Below are 19,839 nucleotides of genomic sequence, written 5' to 3'. Positions count from 1 at the left end.
CACCGGCCGGTGACGCTAACAGACCATTTTCAACACGTTCCTGACAGGCTGCGGCAAAACTCTGTTTGAGTCAGTCAGGAACCGGACACGCCTACTATAAGATACTAGCAGGCAGACCCAATACTGGCGATCCTTCATTTTTCGTCTTCCGAAGAATTCCCTGAGTATTTCAGTCCATCAGAACGGAAGACATTCAACTGTTCGGCTGCGGACCTCTTGACTGATGATCATGCGTGCCCCGTATGTATCGAACCCCTGCAATGGCAGGCAGAAGACGGCCAGCGTTTAACCAAAATTTTTTAAACGGAAACAATCATGCTTCGGATCGCGATGCTGGGAACCGGCTTCATCGCACGGTTTTACACGGAAGCGCTTCACCGAACCCGGTCGCGCGATCAGGTTCAGATTGTGTACGGCCGGGATGCCGAACATGCAAAGGCATTTGCTGAACAACATCAGATCCCCCGTTTCTCAACCGATGTAAACGAAACAGTGGCCGCCGATGATGTCGATGCCGTGATTATCGGACTTCCGAACCATTTGCACGAAAACGCGGTCACAGCAGCAGCAGAGGCAGGAAAGGCCGTGCTTTGCACCAAGCCGCTGGGACGCAATGCCGAAGAAGCTCTCAGAATGCTCCGTACTGTCGAAAATGCGGGCGTCTTCCATGCATATCTGGAAGATCTGGTCTACACACCGAGGACTCAGAAGTCGCTGGCAGCCGTACGTGCCGGGACTATCGGCGATGTACTGTGGGTTCGTTCACGAGAGACCCATCCGGGTCCTCACAGCGAATGGTTCTGGAATCAGGACCTGTCAGGCGGGGGTGCAATCGTGGACATGGGCTGCCACTGCATCGAGATTGCCCGCAATTTCATTGGAAAAAACATTCGCCCCGCAGAGGTCATGTGCTGGGCGGACACTCTCGTACATCCCGTCGAATCGGAGGATCATGCTGTTGGCCTGGTACGGTACGAGAACAGCGCGATTGGTCAGTTCGAAGTGAGCTGGGCATTTCGCGGCGGCATGGATCTGCGTGACGAGATCTCGGGAACGGAAGGGACTATCTGGCTGAACCACTGGCTGAGGACCGGGTTCGAAATGTTCTCCTCACAGGGACAGTCCGGCTATGTGGCCGAAAAGACCGAATCTGAATCCGGCTGGATGTTCCCTGTTGGCGATGAGCCTGTGGCTCTCGGTTATGTCGATATGTTTGCAGACGTGTTGTCGGCGATTGAGGAATCACGTTCTCCCATGGAAGACTTTTACGACGGCTACGTGGTCAACGCAATTGTCGATGCCGCATACCGGTCCGCAAACAGTAAATGCTGGGAAACCGTTCAGTTGCCGGTTTGGCGAGGAAGCAACGGTACTGACCGTGTAGGCTCGATGCGTGAATATGATGCAGACCATCTGCTGATTAAAGAAGAAAAGATGCCGGACGGTACTCTCAGAATCATCCTGCGCCATAAAGAAACGGGCCGCATTATTCAGCAGACGAAATGAGGTATTCGGAACAGCAAGACTGCGTTTTTCTCAGAATCCAAACATTCGAATCCAGCGACCAGCAACGTGCCGAAAGCGTGAGCGAAACCGCCGCGACACTTGTGAAGCTGTTTGGCTTTCTGGACGTTGAATTCAACCGGACCATCACCTGGCCTGCTTCCCGGGAGATTCCGGAACACGTGTACCGGCGTTAGACAATCAGAAGTATTTGAAACGACAGCAGCCCCACAGGTTTCTCCTTCAGATCAACACGACCAGCCGGAGACGTTCCGAGGTCACAGAAGGAAGCAGCAGAGAAGGAATTCGAAGCCGTCCGGTCTAACGGCTGGCCAGTTCGCGTTCGATCGCATTACACAGTGTTTGTGTCGAACTGACTTCTCCAATCATGGATGAATTGGGAAACATCAGTTTGGGAACAGCCCCTCTGCCGACTATGTTGTAAAGTTCAACGTGTTTGCCGATGTATTGACCGGCGACCGGAGAGCTGAGTTCCCGAACCAGTCGTTCTCTGCCGACAAGCTGTTGGGCCTTGCGTTTTGTGGAAGTGGCCGTTCTGCTGATTTCAAACAGCCAGTTATGCAGCTGGTAAAATTTTTCCGGGTCGATACGCCACACGGCAACGGCAATCCGCGAGATTTCACATGAATCACGGTGAGTCCCGCCGCTGCTGCTCGCATAGCGGTTACAGCTTCGTTCCAGCGGAACAGGTAACGCGACCACAGCCAGATCGTTTCCATAACGACCGAATGCCCCGCGAATCGCTCGGTGCGTATTCCGACAATGCGAACAGGTGTAGTCGAACATTTTGACAAAGACATATTTCGCGTCGGGCTGGCCAAGCAGCGGCCACTGCCGGATATTCAGACGGAATTTGTTCCCATTCACACCAATGATCCGTCGTTCAGGAGTTGTCTCTTCCTGCCTGGCAGATTCGGCTTGCTGAATCCGACCCTGGTCGTCAGCTAAACCCACCTCACCGGCCCCGGTCGAAACCAAAACACGAGTCATCATCAGGGACAACTGCGGCGGCGTCAGCAGCAGTAACGACGCAGCTGTGGCGGCCGATGTGTCTCCTGCTGAGGCCTCATCGTCCTGCCCATCGGCATTGATGACAGATTCGACATCTGACACGTCCGAGGGAGCCTCAAACAGATTCTCTGCAGGGGCTTCAAAAATATTTTCCGGGGCAGTGAAGATATCGTCCGTAATTTCACCATCCAAAGAATCGCCGGGATCGTCGGTGCCAACCGCGGTTGACTGATCGTTAAAACGAACAGTCTCATGAGTGGAAGGCGCCGGGGTCAGAACCTGCCCCGTGATCAAAACAGTCACACTTAACATTCCGACGAAAGTAAGCCGCCAAGTGGTTTGTGCACCAAGCGGATTTTTCCACAGCACGAGACCACAAATGATCAGGCCGCAGGCATGAGCTCCAAGACACCACGAGCAAAGTTGCTCCAAAGCAAAAATCTGTAGTGACGTGAACCACACAGCCGCCAGACCAGCCGTCAATCCACCTCCGGTGATACCGATCCAGCTGATACGTCGGACCTGGGCAACCGGGGAACAGCAGCAGAACACCAGCGCCGAAAACACACAGGAATACAAAACGAAAGCCAGCAGACCAACGGGGACAGGACCAAACTTTGACCACTTACTATTCAGTACATGCCCACAATCAAACAACTCACCGCTTCCGCAGCCGGCTACACTGCCTGCCGTCAGTGCTGTCCACATCAGGTAACCGGAGATACCAAGTGCAACACTGGTCAGGCTCAGAAGAATCCAAATCCACTTTCGGCTTCCCAAAGCGGTGAATGGATCGTCAGTCATACCTGCATTCAATTCGGCACTACTCATCTGATCATCTGACCCCCATCGCCCCATACGTTCACCTGGTGTACTGATGCCATAAGCCGCTCGCGGAGTTCCCCAACTCTTCCCAGCCTGCCGAACAGACTTCCACTGTTCAAATCAGAATGGTCAGGTGATCGCAGCAATGTCGGCACACCGGCTGTTCGTGAGAGAGTCGACTTTATCATAAAGTCGCGGTCAGCGGGATAACAAATACGTAATCTGTGGATTTGACATTTCCCGCTGAGTCTCCCGCGCCGCCCGGGAAATATCGCTCCGCTCCGGCCGACTTACTAAACACACTCTCTTCAATTTTGAAGCGTCAACTCAGGTTCCTGACCGACGCTGCGTGAGACTGAGTCCAAACAAAATCGAAGGAGAACAGCCGGTGTATTGCGAGCGTAACCTCTCAAACCACCCCATCTGGAAATCGAAACCGGACACAACCGGCGAAAATCGGACCGGATTGAGCATCCGCGTACATCGTATCAACAGCAGTATTCCGTGGCAGGTCCCTGTCCGCTCGTGTAGTATACACAGCTGTTGTCTTCGATCTTAAAATTGGTTGCTGGAACCTTTTACACTTAGATATCGTTTTTCAGGGGAGTCATTGATGAACCGTTCGGTTCTGTTTCTGTTGTTTTGTCCACTGGTGAGCCAAGGCGTGCTGTATGCAGCCGACTCAGACGTGAAGATTATCAAACAGGTCGGCCAGCTGCAGGTGAAGATCGGAGCAGCCGATTTTGCAACCTATAACTACTCCTCTGAGTTTCGTAAGCCGTTCTTTCTGCCCGTCAGGGCCGCTGACGGTACAATCCTCACTCGTGCTTTGAATGACCCGGAAGACAAAGATCATGCCCATCACAAGGGTGTCTGGGTAGCCGTGGACGAAGTTAATGAAGGCCGTCACTGGAAGGAACGGGAATTGATCGTAACGCGCGACGTGACGGTTCTGTGCGCCGAAGGGAACCCCGCTGTTTTCGCAGTGACAAATGAATGGCAAAAAGCGGAGACAGGTGAACCAACTGTCAGGGAAACGACCCGTATTTCGATTTATGCGAACCGTCTGATGACCTACGAAATCCAGTTTGTTGCCAAGCACGGTCCGGTGGATTTTCGTGACACGAAAGAAGGTCTGTTTGGTTATCGGATGGTTTCGTCAATGAAGGAAAAAAACACGGGCAGGGTGGTCAGCAGTGACGGAACCAAAGGTACGGCTGACTGCTGGGGACGTTCATTTCCGTGGATTGACTACTCCGGCACAGTCGGCGGCAGAACATACGGTGTGACACTGATGGATCACCCGGACAACTTTCGACCGTCGCGGTACCACGTTCGAAATTATGGACTGTTTTCCATCAATCCGTTTGGAGAGCATGCCTATTCCAAAGGTAAAGAGCCGGAAAAACCGGTTCATCTGAATCCGGGTGAGAATCTGAAGCTGAAATATGCCATCTATTTTCACGATGGTGACGCTGTCCAGGGCAAAGTGAAACAGGCGTATGAGCAGTTCACTGCGATTTCAACGGTGGCCGCACAGTAGTTATCGGGTGTGAACCATTCATCCAACGAACATACTGAGCACGCCGGTCGACCTCAGATACGTTTGACGAATCTGTGTGCAGGATTCGACGGTACCACCGTCGTTCAAATCGATTCCCTGGAAATCGCCCGCGGAGAATTCGTATCGCTGGTCGGCCCGTCAGGCTGTGGCAAGTCGACTCTGTTGAGAATCATTGCGCAATTGCTGGCGCCGGTCTCAGGGGAACTTGAAATTTCGCAACCCACAGATCGGCCGGCTGTTCGTACCGGGTTCGTATTTCAGGATGCGACGCTGCTACCGTGGCGAACGGCAGCAGCCAACATCCGTCTCCCTGGTGAACTGGAACAGTCAATCGTGTCGAATTCCCGGGTCCATGAACTGGCTGACCTCGTGGGACTGTCACCGCACGATTTACAGAAGCGGCCGGGGGCCCTGTCCGGCGGAATGAAGATGCGGGTTTCACTCGCCAGAGCACTGGCGCTGCAACCGGATCTTTTGTTGCTCGATGAACCGTTTGCAGCAGTCGACGACCTGCTGCGTCAGCAGTTGCAGGCGGACGTATTTCGAATTCAGAAAAATCTTGGTGTGACCACCGTGATGGTTACACACAATGTGACTGAAGCCGTCTGCATGAGCGACCGTGTTATTACACTTGGGGGGGCTCCCGCCAGCATTACCAGTGTCACCACGGTACAGCTTGATCGGTCGTCCGAAATGCGCAGCACCCCCGTATTCGCCGCTACCGTTGGCCGGGTTCTTCAGGCACTTCAATCTCCCCACTGTTCCACGAACGAGTCATGAGTCGGGCACGTACATTCATCATACTGGGCAGTGGTCTGCTGCCGCTGCTGGTACTTGTGGCCGCAGCCACAGCATGGCATCTGGCCATTGAAGTCTTTGATATTCCCCCGTATATCGTGCCTCGCCCGCTTTCTGTGCTTGAATCCCTCAGAACGATGCGTGTGGAACTGACGGAAGCAACTGTCAGGACGGCCATCGCCGCGGTCAGCGGCCTTGCAGTCAGTACGGTGGTCGGCACGGCGGTTGCGTTTGCATTCGCTCAGTCTGTGGTCATTCGCCGTGCATTTTATCCCTACGCAATTCTGTTCCAGACCATACCCGTAATCGCCATTGCCCCACTGATCATCCTCACGTTCGGACGGGGTTTTCACAGTGTGACGCTGGTTGCCGTCGTCATCAGCCTTTTCCCCGTCGTGACGAACACCACAACCGGACTTCTGCAGATCGACAGCCAACTGCATGAATTGTTTCGGCTGCACGGTGCCACCTGGTGGCAGACGCATTGGAAACTGAGATTGCCTTCGGCACTTCCATGGATGATCAGTGGAATTCGAATAGCGGGCGGAGTCGCTGTGGTTGGAGCAATCGTTGGCGAATTTTTCGTGGGATCCAGCCAACCTGGACTGGGCGCATGGATTCAGCGCAAAACGGCAAGTGCCGACCTCCCGGCACTGTATGCGACCATTGTGGCGTCCACCTCACTGGGTGTTGGCGTGTTCGCAGCACTGACCTGGACCGGGGATGCAGTGCTCCGGCGGTGGTTTGGTACTCGACTGGATGGAAGTCCGTTTCAGGGATAACTGAACGACTGCAGGTTTTGAAGTCATTCCTGCGTTTTCGACGAATTATCAGTGGTTCGTGTGCGTTCGTCTTTCCGTGTCCCTTAAGAAATCAAGTCTCACCATTTCCATAACGCTCACCACCGGAGCTCTCAACTCAGGCCATTTATTGCTGGTTGACAGTCTGTGCCCGCAAAATCAAAAGCTGAGGTATTATCCGTTTCCGTCCTCTATTCAGAGTTTGAGGCATGAAGCCCGGCCATAAGCGAATCCAGTTCTTTACGTAATGGGGGCATCGGAATCTCGTTGTGAGTTGCACCCCCAATCTCAATGAATCGAGCATGCGGGGAAGCCTGTGCCAGATACCGGCCGTGGGCAACGGGTACTATTTGATCGTCTGTACCATGGAATACGATAATTGGTGTCTGAACACGGTCGATTCGTTCGATTGACGGCCAGCGATCAAACAACAAAATATGAAACGGAAACAGCGGGTAATGCCATCGGACCGTCTGCGGCATGGAGGCGAATGTCGAATTGAGAATCAATGCGGCAGGTTGCGGAAGCTGTGGATTTGTACCGGACCACATTGAAAGCGCAACCGCACCACCAAGCGACTCACCATACACAATGATCCGTCCTTCATCGTACCCAAGGTGCTCGTGAGCGTACTTCCATACAAGCAATGCGTCATCAGAGAGCGAAGATTCGTCCGGCGATCCTGTACTGTCTCCAAAACCTCGGTAGTCGAATATCAGCACATCGAATCCACCTGATGCGAATTCGCGAAGATCGCTGACGCGTTCACGACGGTTACGAGAATTACCAGGAAAATACAGCACCAGTGAGCGCACACCGTCGCCGGACCGATGTTCTTCGCTGCCGTATACCAACCAGCCTCGTATCGTATTGCCATCGGTCGTGATTAGTTCGACGTCACGACCAAATTCGTGGTCCAGACCAACGGTACTGAGGGCAAGACTGTCAGCAACCGTGGGTTTGTAAATGAGTCGACGCTGCAGTCCCGCAATGATCACCGTGACAGCCAGATACGGAACAACGACATAGATCCCGCATGCCCGAAAAACTCGTTGCCGAATGGATCGCTGCTGTTTCGAAGACTTTGGTGAATGATCTTCGCTCTTCATGCGTTTCTACCGCCTAAGGAATTCCGATTGTATGACCTCAGCCGGTACCTGCATCGTTGACTCGTACTGCATACCAGCACGCCTAAGATAAATTTCTCCGTGTTCATGTGCCGCCAAATTAACACGGAAAAATCAATCAGATCCATCAGCCCGCTTTTCCGGAATGTTGCTCCGGAAAATCCTGTTGATTACGGCAAAATACAGAGGGAACACGGTTCCGATTGGTCGACGGAATCAGCCACAGCGTTTTACTTAGTCGTGTGAACCGTGACAGGGTTTTGAGATGTTGACTGGAGGACGCTAGGGCAGGTCACCCGTCATGACAGGCATTTCAGATTTGTTGGCCCATTCGGCCATAGACTCGTCGTACAGGCAGACGCTGTGGTATCCCAGCAGTTCAGTCAGTACGAACCAGGGAGACGCTGCGTGCAGACCTTCGTTGCAGTAGGTGATAACTTCTCGGTCCGGAATTACACCGCGGTCTTCATAAAGCCGACGCAGTTGCTCAGAAGATTTGAAGGTACCGTCCGCCCGAAAGTTGTCCTGCCACAGGATATTCACCGCCCCTGGAATATGACCGGACTGATCGTGGGGTCTGCCGGTATGGTAAACCGTCCCGGGTGTTTCGCCTGCGTACTGCGCCGGTGAGCGTCCGTCAACAATTGCAATGTCAGACCTGCCAAGGTACTTACGAATTCGATTCATCCGAATCCGGTGCTTTTCGAGTGTCCTGGTAATGTTGTACTCACTCCGTTCCGCGACCGGCGTCTCCGAAACAAATTCATGGCCGGCAACCGACCATGCCGACCGGCCTCCGTCCAGAATCCGGATCGCTGTGTGTCCATAGTATCTCAGCGTCCAGAACATCCTTGCGGACACTCGGTTACTGAGGTCGTCGTACAAAACAATCGTCGTACTGTTTTCGATCCCCAGTCGCCGCAGCATCATCTGGATCATTTCGGGCGGAGCCACCGTATACATCGCCCGATCGGATGGTGCAGTAATGTCATCGATCCAGTGCACAAAATGAGCGCCCGGAATATGGCCGTCTCTGTATTTCCGAATGTCCGGACCGAGTTCAAGAACACTGACATGAGGTGAATCAACGTGATCCATAATCCAGGCAGCATCGACAAGGACAGATCGGGAAGTCGATGAATCGACGTCAGCAGCCTGCGCAGGCAGAAAGTCAGATGTTGCAAAGATAATAAGGGACGAACACACGATCATGAATCGGCAAATTGCGTACAATCGTGTTCGGGTGCATGTGTCATTTGTTTCCGGAGCATCAAAACGGCTGAACCGCCAGGCCGGCCCTGATCGGTTCAATCGATCAGCCTGATCCTGATTCCTGCATTTTTTGTTTTGCATCACAAAGACCCCGCCGCGCGTCATTGAAAGGCTTTAATTGCGATCGGTCAGTTGCTTTCTCAGTCGATGCAGTTCCTGCATGGCTTCCAGCGGTGTCATACTATCGACTTCCATCTTTCGGATCTCATCGAGCAACGGGTCTTCGGGCAGTTCGAACAAACTGAGTTGCCGAGACTTCTGCCGACCTGTTTCGCGTCGAGGCACACTGGGCCGGCCGTCCTGGTTAATGTGGTCGTTTTCGAGGGTATCCAGAATTGTACGAGCGCGATCTGTCACCGAACGGGGTACGCCGGCAAGCTTTGCGACATGGATGCCATAACTACGTCCCGCAGCGCCCTGCACGATGCGGTGCAGAAAGATAACATCATCATTGTTCTCCTGAACGGCCACATTCCAGTTGGATGCCTGTTTAAGGGTTTGAGTGAGTACAGAAAGCTCGTGATAGTGCGTGGCAAACATCGTGCGGCACAGCGTTTCATCGTGGAGGTATTCGGTAATGCTCCAGGCCAGTGAGATTCCGTCATAGGTACTTGTGCCTCGACCGATTTCGTCCAGAATTACCAGGCTCGCTGATGTGGCACTGTTCAGAATCCGGGCCGTTTCGGTCATTTCAACCATGAACGTGCTCTGACCCCGGCCAAGTTCATCGCTGGCCCCCACGCGGGCGAAGATTCGGTCGGCAATACCGATTCGCGCACCGCTCGCCGGCACAAACGATCCCATTTGTGCCATCAATGTGATCAGTGCAGCCTGGCGGATATACGTACTTTTGCCCGCCATGTTCGGACCCGTGATAATTTGCAGACGACCGGCAGAAAGCTCCGAATTCGCGCTGGAGTTCGACACCCCCAATAGCACGTCATTGGGAACGAATTCTCCTGCGGGCATCAGACGATCCAGCACAGGATGGCGTCCTTCCCGAATGTCGAGTGTGGGCTCACTGGTTAGTTCCGGACGGCAGTACCCGGCTGTTTCCGCCAGTGCCGCCAGACCAGTGAGTACATCTATTTCGGCCAAAGATTCGGCGGTGGTCAGCAGACGAGCCACATATCCTGCGACTTCTTCCTTCAGCACACCATACAGTTCGTGCTCCAGTGCTTTGCTTTGCTCTTCTGCTCGCAGAACCTTGTCTTCATATTCTTTGAGTTGCGGAGTAATGAAGCGTTCCTGATTCTTGAGTGTTTGTTTGCGGATGTAGTCTTCGGGAACTTTGCTCAGATGGGCCCCGGTCACCTCCAGGTAGTACCCAAAAACCCTGTTGAAGCCGATCTTGAGACCTGGGATTCCCGTACGTTCACTTTCCGCCGCCTGATACGCCGCAATCCACTGTTTTCCTCCTTTGGCAAGGTCTCTGAGTTCATCCAGTTGTCCGTGAAAACCAGGACGGATGACTCCTCCATCAGCTACTCCTGCAGGCGGATCTGCGATTAAGGCATCTTCGATTGCAGTTCGCACCTCGGGACACAGGTCCAAACGTTCTTCCAGAGTGTGCAGTCGATGAGCGGCCCGACCGGCCAGCCGGGCTTTGACACCCGGCAGATGCCCCAGAGTCACAGCGAGGCTGCTGAGGTCCCGGGGACTGCAGCGTCCGGTTGCCACCCGCGACGTCAGCCTTTGCAGATCATGGATCTGTCTTAAAGATGTGCGCAGATCGTCACGCAGAGCAACATCGTGGAAAAAGTCTTCCACTGCGTCCAGACGTTGAGTGATTTGTTCGATATCTGTGAGCGGACTGGAAAGCCAGTCCGCCAGCAGTCGGGCTCCCATCGGCGTTTTGGTTTCGTCGATGACACCCAGCAGGCTTTGCTCCCGACGACCCTCCCGTATCGTGCTGGTGAGCTCCAGGCTGCGTCGAGTCGCTTCATCGACGATCATAAACCGATGCCGTCGCCAAGTTTCCAGACGAGTAATATGTCCAAGTGCAGATCGCTGTGTTTCCCGAATGTATTCAAGAAGTGCACCCGCCGCGGTCACCGCAGGAGAATTCTCGTCGGCATCGAAACCTTCCAGCGTTTTGGTACCGAAATGTTCGCGCAGAACACGACGAGTTTCATCATAAGCAAAACACCACGACGGACGGGACGTCAGAACAGGGCCACCCAGGTCCGTTCTTGCCACACATTGCTGTGTACTGTCCGCATCATCCTCAGGGATGATACATTCGGCCGCGTGAATACGGGCCAGTTCATCCTGGAGCAGAGCGGGCTCGATGTCACTGACCAGGAATCGTCCGGTGGATAACTCCAGCCAGGCAAGTCCCAATACTGTCCCCGAAGGCGCCACACACGCAATGAAATTGCTCGCCCGAGGATCGAGTAATTCATCTTCGGTGATGGTACCGGGTGTGACGACGCGGGTGACTTCGCGGCGAACGAGTCCTTTGGCCTTCTTGGGATCTTCAACCTGGTCACAGATCGCGACTCGGAACCCGGCATGAATCAGCTTTTGAAGATAATTGTCCAGCTGATGATACGGAAACCCGGCCATGGCAACGGGATTTGGCGAGTTCCTGTCGCGACTGGTCAGCGTGAGACCAAGCACTTCGGATGCGACTTCGGCGTCATTGTAAAACAGCTCATAGAAATCACCCATGCGAAACAACAGAAGCGTGCCCGGATTTTCGGACTTCACTTCCTGATATCGTTCCATCATCGGGGACATTTTGGCCATGACGTATTGCTGATGACATTGATTGAGTCGAAGGGACGTACTCGAACGAAACAGGTAAGCGGTCGATTAAGAAATACGAGTCGACGAAGGACGGGAACCGGCAGCCATCACACCGCTGCTCCGTTTCCAGACGACACTGGTGTATTCATTCCGCCCGTTCAGCTTACAACGATTTTTCGTCGGGAAACAGCATGCTGACACTGGTACGGTCGTGGATAGATCGTATCGCCCGGGCAAAAACCGGTGCCACAGAAAGCACTTCAATTTTTGGACACGGCGGCTCAACGACAGCTTCAATCGTGTCCGTCATAAACAGTTTTTCGATCAGACTGTTCTGGATTCGGTCCGCCGCGCCTTTTGCCAGAACACCGTGCGATACCGCTGCATAAATCTGTCCGGCTCCTCGTTCCCTGAGTAATTTGGCCATGCTGCACAGCGATCCGCCGGTGATCGTAAAGTCGTCCACCAGCAAAACGTTTTTACCATCGACGTTTCCGATGACCTCCAGAATCTCAGCCTGTTCACTGTGGTCGGGTCGGGCTTTATTCCCGATAACCACAGGAACCCCCAACAGATTGGCGAAGGCCGCCGCGGATTTTGCGAATCCGGCGTCCGGACTGCAGACAACAAGATCCTCAATTTCCATCTGCTGCATATACTCGCAAATCACAGCTCGGGCATAAAGATGATCAACAGGGACACTGAAGAATCCCTGAATCTGCGGGCTGTGCAGGTCCATGGTGAGGACGCGATCGGCTCCGGCCGCCTCCAGGGCATCTGCGCAAACCCGGGCTCGAATCGATACTCGAGGCTCGTCTTTTTTGTCACCCTTGGCGTAGCTGAAATACGGAATGACGGCCGTTATGTGCTGAGCACTTGCGCGTTTCAGTGCATCCACCCAGAACAGCAGCTCGACAAAGTTGTCGTTGACCGGATGATGGACCCCCTGCACAATGAAAGTGTCCCGGCCCCGGACGTTTTCCAGTATACGGACAAACACATTGCCTTCGCTAAACACCTGGGCCTGACACGGGGTCAGCGGAACTCCCAGCTCTGTGGCGATTGCCTGCGCGAACACAGGATTGCCGGACCCCGCAAGAATGGCCAGATCACCCTGGGGTGCCTGAAACTGCTGAATACGCGGCCCCGGGCGGTGCGATAAAGATTCTGAATCCTGATTCATAGGAGTGGATTCGCCGGAAATGAAAGAAGCGGACCGGGAAGATTGTCTCAGTAACAGAGAACCGACCTGAAAGTCGTGTCAGCTCCTTCCGTTTACCCGTCCTGGATGGTCGCCTGACCGAAAGATTGACAATTCGAGACCGTCTCAGATTAACGTACGGTCCGCTTTCGGGCCAGGCAGTTGACCGAGTCCGGCCGGTGTGTCCACATCACGGGAATACCTGGTGTTTCATCGGCTCGTTCGAATGAATTCAGTCCGTTTCGAATTAGAATTTGAAAATCGCATGCCGTCCCGCTGCGGTTTCCCTGGTTCGCTGGAGGGACCGGCATCCGCTGCGGGGCCCGCGTCACACAATCCAGTGACATTGAACTGACCGTTTGGTTCAGTTCTCGATGTTCTGCAGGTCAGGTATTTCCAACCGTTTTCCACCATCACAACTGCAGTTGTTATTCCAAATAATCGAAGGCAGATCTGCCATGACCCACCGTATCTGGAACCTGTCAGCCGGCCCGGCTGTTCTGCCGAAAACAGTTCTTCTGGAAGCACAGGAATCTCTGCTGTCATTCGGAAACACCGGAGTCGGCATCTGCGAACACTCACATCGCGGTACTGCATTCACTGAAGTGGCGGAAGAGGCCGATTCACTTTGTCGCCAACTGGCCGGTATTCCGGATAATTATCGTGTGCTGTTTCTACAGGGCGGTGCCTCGACACAGTTCGCTATGGTGCCAATGAGCTTTCTGAATCCTGAGACGACTGCTGATTACATTGTCACCGGTTCCTGGGCTAAAAAGGCGGTTACCCAGGCAAAATTGTTTGGCCGGGTGAATGTGGCTTCCACAAGTGAAGCCACTAATTTCAACAGTATTCCTGCCGGCCATTCGTTCAGTCAGCAGAGCCGGTACGTGCACTTCACCTCAAACAACACGATCTTTGGAACACAGTTCAGAACGGAACCGGAGGGAATTGATGGTGATACGTTCCTGGTCTGTGATGCCAGCAGCGACCTGTTCAGCCGGCCGATCGACGTCTCAAAATACGGACTGATCTACGCCGGTGCACAAAAGAATCTGGGACCAGCCGGAGTCACTCTGGTGATTATTCGGAACGACCTCATCGAATCCGGCAGTGATCAGCCGGCTTCAATGATGCAGTATCGAACGCATGCTGATACACACTCGATGTACAACACTCCGCCAACATTTGGCATTTATCTCATGATGCTTGTCTTCCGCTGGATTCGTGACAACGGCGGTCTGGCCGCAATGGAAGCGCGGAACCGCAAAAAAGCCCGACTGCTGTATGAGGCCATCGATTCCAGCTCGATGTTTCACGGCACCGCGGAAGCATCATCCCGTTCACACATGAACGTAACATTTGTCACAGATCATGCTGACAGAGATGCCCGGTTTGTTCAGCAAGCAACCGCTGCAGGCTTTAACTCGCTCAAAGGACACCGGAGTGTCGGCGGAATGCGAGCCAGTATCTACAATGCGTTTCCGATCGAAGGTGTCCATGCCCTGATTCAGTTTATGGCAGACTTTGAGAACGCCGACATTTGAGCACAGCGAATGATTGAACACAGTGCCGGCCGAGTCCGGTTCATAAGTCACGGACGGTGAACGCTTCAGTCGCGGGAGAAAGACATGTCAATTTCGGATATCCCGAAGAGCTTCGACGATCTGGCGGCATCACGACGCTGCTGGATTGAAGAAGTCCTGCGGCCCTGGTGCCGGCAGGCAGATCTCAAACAGCTCAGACAGGCGGATGCAGAATGGCACGAGTTTGCGGGTCGTGTTGATGCTCAGGCAACTTTGTGGACATGGGCGTGGGAAAGGCATCCGTCGCTGGTCCATGAGGATCTGGCCGGTGTGAACGAAACTCACGAAGTGACCATTACACTTAAAAACGGAAGTACAGCGACAGGGTTTCCCGATGGTCGACGCAGTCTGAAAGGTCAACTGGTGCTGATTGGCGACCAGGAACACGGTCCCTTTTCAATTGATGAAATCGTGGAAGCAAAGTAACTCACTAAGCGGCGGGACCAAACCGAAGTGAACGGACGCCCGGAACGACGTTCGTCCGAAGGCCACCACGGAATCACTCAGAGCAGCCGGTTCCGTAAGCTGTCAGGTGCGGCCGGCAACGTCCACAAGCAACGGCAGCGTGGATGGTTTTGCGCCCGCGTCGAGCGGATACCAGCAGCGTTTCGGGGTAGATCATTCGTCTTTTTGGGGCTGCCGGAAACACACAGTTACTAACTGAGCAGCTTCGTTGACGCTCAGCTGAAAAACATCAGGGCGAGCCTAATGGCCAACCACATCTAAATCATATTTGCCTCGTATTATTTCATCGAGATCCAGCTCAGCTGTGAGTATCTCCGGGCCTTTTACAGACGGGCCGGCAAGGATCCTGCCTGTTGGAGCGATGATACAACTCCCTCCCTTGATGAGTACTGCCTTGGGAGGTACGTCTTCAAAACCCTCATACTGTTCCGGACAATCAGCGCGTCGCAGGTATTGATTGGCGGACAGTACAAAACAGCGGCCCTCCACTGCGAGATGACGCATACTGGACAGCCAGTTCTCTCGGTCATCAACCGTTGGAGCCCAGTATATCTGTATGCCCTTTTCGTACATGTGCGTTCGTAAAAGAGGCATGTAGTTTTCCCAGCAAATCACTGCTCCGATTTTTCCATGCGGGGTGTCAAATACGGGCATCGTGGATCCATCACCAAACCCCCAGATAATCCGCTCCATCGCGGTTGGCATGAGCTTTCGATGCTTGCCCAATAACCGGCCAGTCGCTGCAAAGAATAAAACCGTGCAGTACAGAGTGCCGGAGCTTCGTTCAATCACCCCGATGACAAGGTATACATGGCCTCACGAGCGATCTGACCAAGTTTTTCGGTGCCGGAACCAGGCACGTCGATTGCACTGTCCCAATACCGGCGAAACGTTTCGCGTCCGCTATCAGTACGGGATCCAATACGTGCCCCAACGTCGAGACCTTTCGGATAGCCTGAAACAAACGCCTCAGGAAAAAGTACAATCAGTCCACCTTCATTGACTGCACGGGCGGTCAGGTCTTTGACTTTCGCGATTGTCGCCTCGCTGTCAAAGAGCACAGGACATGACTGAATTACAGCAACTTTTACTTGTCTCATACTGAAAGGTTTTGTTCACAGACTAAGCGTGTTTTTAGTTCATCACGAACACCGTTTTAAATTTTTTCTCGCCAGCCCTTAATCCGGTTCGATAATTGAATTGAAGACTCCAGCTAAATCTCCGGCGGCCGGTGTAACGACCGCACGTAAAATATTTTGGCCGAATCTTTCACAGTCTGCTGTGCAGAGCAATCGACCTGCCAGCTGCCACAGCCCGGCACCGCATAACAAGAACCGAACGAAAACGATCTCGAAAAAGCTCGGCTTTATCGAAAGCCGGGGCTTCTAAGCTGGGCAGATTTTTTTGCAGCACCTGTGGAGCTTCACCTGAAACCGGTAGAGCTGGCGGAAACGCACACGGCGTCACCCATCCGACTCCGACTGAAAAATCACCGACCGGTAGATGCCCAGGCGATTCATCCAGAACAGCAGCATGACCCATACGGTCAGCAGTCCGTATCGGAAGCTCCGCCGGAAATTGATGCTGGAGGCGTCCTCAAAGTACCGCACTGGAACCGGGATATCGGCAAGCCGAAAACCGCCAGCAACCGATTGAGCCAAAAACTGCGTGTCGAACACGAAGTCATCCGAGTTGTTTTGCCACGAAACTGATTCGAGAACCTCGCGGCGATATGCACGAAAACCACTGTGGAAGTCACCGAGATTCTGGCCGAGGGCAACGTTTTCGAACATCGTCAGAAATCGGTTTGCAATGTATTTCCAGACCGGCATACCACCAGCCAGTGCTTCGGCTCGGGTTCGAATGCGGGATCCAAGAATAATGTCACAGTTATCGAGACGGATCAGCTCAGCTGCCACCGGAATCACTCGACTGTCGTACTGATAGTCGGGGTGAATCATCACCACAATGTCTGCCCCGAGTTCCAGCGCCCGGGTATAGCATGTCTTTTGGTTGCCGCCATACCCGGTATTGCTTTCATGTGCAATGACCGTGAGCCCCAAAGAACGAGCCAGTTCAACTGTGTTATCCGTGCTGCAGTCGTCAACCAGAATGATTTCTTCGACGCTGCCTTCCGGAATATCGGCGATCGTCCGCTCCAGTGTCGTGGCCGCATTATAGGCCGGCATGACGGCAATCACTTTAGTACATTTGCTGTGATTCATCGGCTCGCCTTGTGCTTCGGGTCGCAACCGAATTTGAGAGCAACCGGTTCGTCACGCACTGCCACGAACGACATTTATCAGACAGTCTGTTTACTCAACGACAGCAAATCGATTCAAAACGAACACACTTTGCTGAAATAGAGTGCCCCGGAATCGACAACCACCTGCTCACGGCCGCCGGCTATAATTTGAGACCGACAACGGTCCTCTCCCGCGTCGGACCACCACCCGGGAAGGGCCATGAGTCACGACCAGACCGACAAGTTATTCGCTGTTGTCCTCGCCATCCGCAGACGCATCTGCATCTACAACAACCACCAAGTCAGGGATCCTGATTTCGGTAATTTTCACCCGAGTGTACTTCTGGCGGTGTCCGTTGTGCCGCCGACTGTTTTTTCTGCGACGAATCTTCTGAATCTCCAACTTGGGACCCTTTTCCTCGTCATTAACAACCTCTGCCGTCACCGACGCTCCGTCAATTAACGGCTTACCAATAACACTGGCACCGCCGGCGTTAGCCAGCAGAACCCGTTCAAATGCCAGAGCAGCACCGATTTCGGCGTCAGCTCGATAGTCAACTGACAGCAAATCGCCTTCCTGGACTCGATGTTGACGGCTTCCATCTTCAATTACGGCAAACATGAGCTCACCCGGGTTGTTGCGGCTGACCGCAAACAAGCTGTAGAGACGCCTGAAATTTCCGGCGTTGATCAGTAATTTTCGGCAGTATAACGTCCAAAGTCATGAGATCGAGCCGGAATCACAACCCGATACCAGGATCCGGGAGGGAATCCTGAAAATGAGTTACAACATCGACCACATCCGGCAGAACTGCGAAATCTACACAGCCTGTCACTGATTTAGCCCGTGTTAATTCTGTTCAAGTCTGACGAAAAGCCGCTCATCAGGTCTTCAAAGCAATCGAACGACCGTCGTCATCCTTGCAGGCCACCGTCAGATGTTCCGGAGCAACGTCAGCTCTGGACCCAATGACAACCCGTACGTCTCGATCGTCTTCGATGTCAATGAGCTCTTTACGTTTCCGATTATTGAAGTCGTTCGCGACACGGTCATGGACTTCGATGGCAATTTCGGCAACGTTTTTCTGACTGGCCGCTGCCATTACCAGCCGCATCACTTCAATCGACATGCTTTCGGCGGTCTTCACCTGCCCCACACCGGTGCAGCAGGGACAGTCTTCGTAAACACTTCGTCGGAGTGATGGTCGAACACGCTGTCGAGTCATCTCAATCAGACCAAACGGACTGATGCGGAGAACCCGGGTCCGGGCCCGGTCTCGCTGCACGGCCAGCCTCATGGCCTGTTCCACCTTTCGACGATGTCGTTCATCCCGCATATCAATGAAGTCATTGACGATGACTCCCCCCAAGTCCCGAAGACGGACCTGACGCGCAATTTCATTCGCGGCCCGCATATTCATATGGAAAGCCGATGTTTCTGCATCATCATCAGCGCGAAAATTCCCGCTGTTGACATCAATGGCAACAAGTGCCTCCGTCTGATCAATCACCAGCGACCCACCACCCTTCATGGGAACGTTGCGGTCCTGAATACGCAGGATTTCATCTTCGATGCCGTAACTGTGAAACAAAGGCTCTGTGCCGTCAAAACGACGCACACGCTTCTGATGCTGAGGCATGACAATTTTCATAAAATCACGCGCTCGATCGCAGGCTTCGTCCGAATCGATCCACACATTATCAATTTCAGCCGTGTAGATGTCCCGGATCGTCCGGATCATCATGTCACTTTCTTCGTAGATCGTGGCCGGCGCCGGTACTTTTTTGAGTCGGCTGACAATGGTTTCCCACAGTCGAAGCAGGTAGTTCAGGTCCCGTTTCAGATCCTCCTGATCACGATCAACCCCGGCCGTTCGTACGATGAATCCAATACCCTCCGGCGGGCGCAGACTCTTCATACTTTGCCTCAGTTCCCGGCGAGTTTTTTCATCCTGGATCTTTCGACTGATTCCAACTCGCTGCAGCCCCGGCATCAGAACCAGATAGCGACCGGGAATTGATACGTACGTCGACAGTGTGGGCCCCTTGTTTCCAAGGCCCTCCTTGATGACCTGAACAAGCACTTCGCTTCCGCGCTGAAGAATGCGCTGGATCGGCGGCTTGTTGCGGGCATTACGTTCATTGAGATGTTTTGGCGGCCGTTTGCCGTCGCCGGCTTCGTCTTCCACCAGATGTTTGTAGTACTGGTATTCGACATCACTGACGTGCAAAAACCCGTTACGACCGACACCGAAATCGACAAACGCGGCCTGAATACTTGGCTCAATATTGACCACGCGTCCCTTGTAGACATTGCCGACGTAGTTCTCAGCACTGCTGCGTTCGACGTACAGTTCCTCCAGCACGCCATCTTCAACGATTGCAATCCGGCTTTCTTCCGGCTGCAGTACGTTGATTAACATTTCTTTTTTCATTACACGACTTTCGTTCCTGCGAACGAACAACGTGTCTGGTCAAAGTACTCCGACAATCTCAACAGTCTGCTGCATAAGCAGCATGTGTGCCGGCACACCAGTCTCCTGCCGAAACAGATCCTCCTGCAGGTTCAGACATTCCGGTTTCGGCCCGTTCGTTCGAAATGACACGAACTGTCGACTGAAATCCGGTCTGTTTTCATGGGTGCAACAACGGCCTCCTGCCGGATATGATAAT

14 protein-coding genes and 1 pseudogene are annotated in these 19,839 nt (G+C 53.4%); 6 read left to right on the top strand and 9 right to left on the bottom strand.

Features of this window, described 5'->3' with window-relative positions; all coding sequences use genetic code 11:
- The first annotated feature begins 315 nt into the window (after positions 1-315).
- On the top strand, positions 316-1,506 hold the full coding sequence (locus tag MK110_02070) for a Gfo/Idh/MocA family oxidoreductase (protein MCH2210059.1): 1,191 nt from the start codon (positions 316-318) through the stop codon (positions 1,504-1,506).
- Between the two features lie 318 nt (positions 1,507-1,824).
- Here the strand turns inward: MK110_02070 and MK110_02065 are convergent, their stop codons facing one another.
- Positions 1,825-3,366, bottom strand: a complete 1,542-nt coding sequence (locus MK110_02065; protein MCH2210058.1) for a hypothetical protein — start codon at positions 3,364-3,366, stop codon at positions 1,825-1,827.
- A gap of 607 nt (positions 3,367-3,973) precedes the next feature.
- Between MK110_02065 and MK110_02060 the strand changes: the two genes are divergently transcribed.
- The 3 genes from MK110_02060 to MK110_02050 are packed head-to-tail and all read left to right on the top strand — an operon-like array spanning position 3,974 to position 6,504.
- Positions 3,974-4,903, top strand: a complete 930-nt coding sequence (locus tag MK110_02060) for a PmoA family protein (GenBank protein ID MCH2210057.1) — start codon at positions 3,974-3,976, stop codon at positions 4,901-4,903.
- Positions 4,904-4,912: 9 nt separating this feature from the next.
- Positions 4,913-5,704, top strand: a complete 792-nt coding sequence (locus MK110_02055; GenBank protein MCH2210056.1) for an ABC transporter ATP-binding protein — start codon at positions 4,913-4,915, stop codon at positions 5,702-5,704.
- Positions 5,701-6,504, top strand: a complete 804-nt coding sequence (locus MK110_02050; protein MCH2210055.1) for an ABC transporter permease — start codon at positions 5,701-5,703, stop codon at positions 6,502-6,504. The genes MK110_02055 and MK110_02050 overlap by 4 nt, the downstream gene beginning before the upstream one ends.
- Positions 6,505-6,713: 209 nt before the next feature.
- Here MK110_02050 and MK110_02045 read toward each other — a convergent pair whose 3' ends face one another.
- The 4 genes from MK110_02045 to MK110_02030 all read right to left on the bottom strand — a co-directional run bounded on the left by MK110_02045 (position 6,714) and on the right by MK110_02030 (position 12,855).
- Entirely contained in the window at positions 6,714-7,631 is a 918-nt protein-coding gene (locus MK110_02045; GenBank protein ID MCH2210054.1) for an alpha/beta hydrolase, read from the bottom strand.
- A 300-nt stretch (positions 7,632-7,931) separates the two neighbouring features.
- Positions 7,932-8,861, bottom strand: a complete 930-nt coding sequence (locus tag MK110_02040) for a sulfurtransferase (GenBank protein MCH2210053.1) — start codon at positions 8,859-8,861, stop codon at positions 7,932-7,934.
- 174 nt (positions 8,862-9,035) lie between these two features.
- Positions 9,036-11,672 (bottom strand): DNA mismatch repair protein MutS, encoded by a 2,637-nt coding sequence (gene mutS, locus MK110_02035; GenBank protein MCH2210052.1) that lies wholly within the window; start codon positions 11,670-11,672, stop codon positions 9,036-9,038.
- Between the two features lie 163 nt (positions 11,673-11,835).
- A complete protein-coding gene (locus MK110_02030; protein ID MCH2210051.1) occupies positions 11,836-12,855 on the bottom strand; it encodes a ribose-phosphate pyrophosphokinase in 1,020 nt (339 codons plus the stop codon).
- 476 nt (positions 12,856-13,331) lie between these two features.
- Here MK110_02030 and serC point away from each other — a divergent pair, with 476 nt between their 5' ends.
- Together serC and MK110_02020 are read left to right on the top strand one after the other, a co-directional pair.
- Positions 13,332-14,417: a 3-phosphoserine/phosphohydroxythreonine transaminase gene (serC, locus tag MK110_02025; GenBank protein ID MCH2210050.1), complete on the top strand. Its 1,086-nt coding sequence runs from the start codon at positions 13,332-13,334 to the stop codon at positions 14,415-14,417.
- Between the two features lie 84 nt (positions 14,418-14,501).
- On the top strand, positions 14,502-14,882 hold the full coding sequence (locus MK110_02020) for a hypothetical protein (protein ID MCH2210049.1): 381 nt from the start codon (positions 14,502-14,504) through the stop codon (positions 14,880-14,882).
- A gap of 279 nt (positions 14,883-15,161) precedes the next feature.
- Here MK110_02020 and MK110_02015 read toward each other — a convergent pair.
- The 4 genes and pseudogenes from MK110_02015 to MK110_02000 all read right to left on the bottom strand — a co-directional run bounded on the left by MK110_02015 (position 15,162) and on the right by MK110_02000 (position 19,589).
- Positions 15,162-16,021: pseudogene (locus tag MK110_02015) on the bottom strand (nitrilase).
- A 363-nt stretch (positions 16,022-16,384) separates the two neighbouring features.
- Positions 16,385-17,146, bottom strand: a complete 762-nt coding sequence (locus MK110_02010) for a glycosyltransferase family 2 protein (GenBank protein MCH2210048.1) — start codon at positions 17,144-17,146, stop codon at positions 16,385-16,387.
- Between the two features lie 264 nt (positions 17,147-17,410).
- The gene (gene rplU, locus MK110_02005; protein ID MCH2210047.1) at positions 17,411-17,788 is read right to left on the bottom strand and encodes a 50S ribosomal protein L21; all 378 of its coding nucleotides are present in this window, start codon (positions 17,786-17,788) and stop codon (positions 17,411-17,413) included.
- Positions 17,789-18,050: 262 nt separating this feature from the next.
- On the bottom strand, positions 18,051-19,589 hold the full coding sequence (locus MK110_02000; GenBank protein MCH2210046.1) for an Rne/Rng family ribonuclease: 1,539 nt from the start codon (positions 19,587-19,589) through the stop codon (positions 18,051-18,053).
- Positions 19,590-19,839: the final 250 nt, after the last annotated feature.

The organism is Fuerstiella sp. (assembly GCA_022447225.1).
Lineage (GTDB): Bacteria > Planctomycetota > Planctomycetia > Planctomycetales > Planctomycetaceae > S139-18.
This window is presented reverse-complemented; position numbering and strand designations above follow the sequence as displayed.

What these genes read in the sequence shown, in the direction of transcription:
- MK110_02070 (MCH2210059.1), top strand. Translation starts at nt 316, where the DNA reads ATGCTTCGGATCGCGATGCTGGGAACCGGCTTCATCGCACGGTTTTAC.
- MK110_02065 (MCH2210058.1), bottom strand. Translation starts at nt 3,366, where the DNA reads ATGAGTAGTGCCGAATTGAATGCAGGTATGACTGACGATCCATTCACC.
- MK110_02060 (MCH2210057.1), top strand. Translation starts at nt 3,974, where the DNA reads ATGAACCGTTCGGTTCTGTTTCTGTTGTTTTGTCCACTGGTGAGCCAA.
- MK110_02050 (MCH2210055.1), top strand. Translation starts at nt 5,701, where the DNA reads ATGAGTCGGGCACGTACATTCATCATACTGGGCAGTGGTCTGCTGCCG.
- MK110_02045 (MCH2210054.1), bottom strand. Translation starts at nt 7,631, where the DNA reads ATGAAGAGCGAAGATCATTCACCAAAGTCTTCGAAACAGCAGCGATCC.
- MK110_02040 (MCH2210053.1), bottom strand. Translation starts at nt 8,861, where the DNA reads ATGATCGTGTGTTCGTCCCTTATTATCTTTGCAACATCTGACTTTCTG.
- mutS (MCH2210052.1), bottom strand. Translation starts at nt 11,672, where the DNA reads ATGGCCAAAATGTCCCCGATGATGGAACGATATCAGGAAGTGAAGTCC.
- MK110_02030 (MCH2210051.1), bottom strand. Translation starts at nt 12,855, where the DNA reads ATGAATCAGGATTCAGAATCTTTATCGCACCGCCCGGGGCCGCGTATT.
- serC (MCH2210050.1), top strand. Translation starts at nt 13,332, where the DNA reads ATGACCCACCGTATCTGGAACCTGTCAGCCGGCCCGGCTGTTCTGCCG.
- MK110_02020 (MCH2210049.1), top strand. Translation starts at nt 14,502, where the DNA reads ATGTCAATTTCGGATATCCCGAAGAGCTTCGACGATCTGGCGGCATCA.
- MK110_02010 (MCH2210048.1), bottom strand. Translation starts at nt 17,146, where the DNA reads ATGAATCACAGCAAATGTACTAAAGTGATTGCCGTCATGCCGGCCTAT.
- rplU (MCH2210047.1), bottom strand. Translation starts at nt 17,788, where the DNA reads ATGTTTGCCGTAATTGAAGATGGAAGCCGTCAACATCGAGTCCAGGAA.
- MK110_02000 (MCH2210046.1), bottom strand. Translation starts at nt 19,589, where the DNA reads ATGTTAATCAACGTACTGCAGCCGGAAGAAAGCCGGATTGCAATCGTT.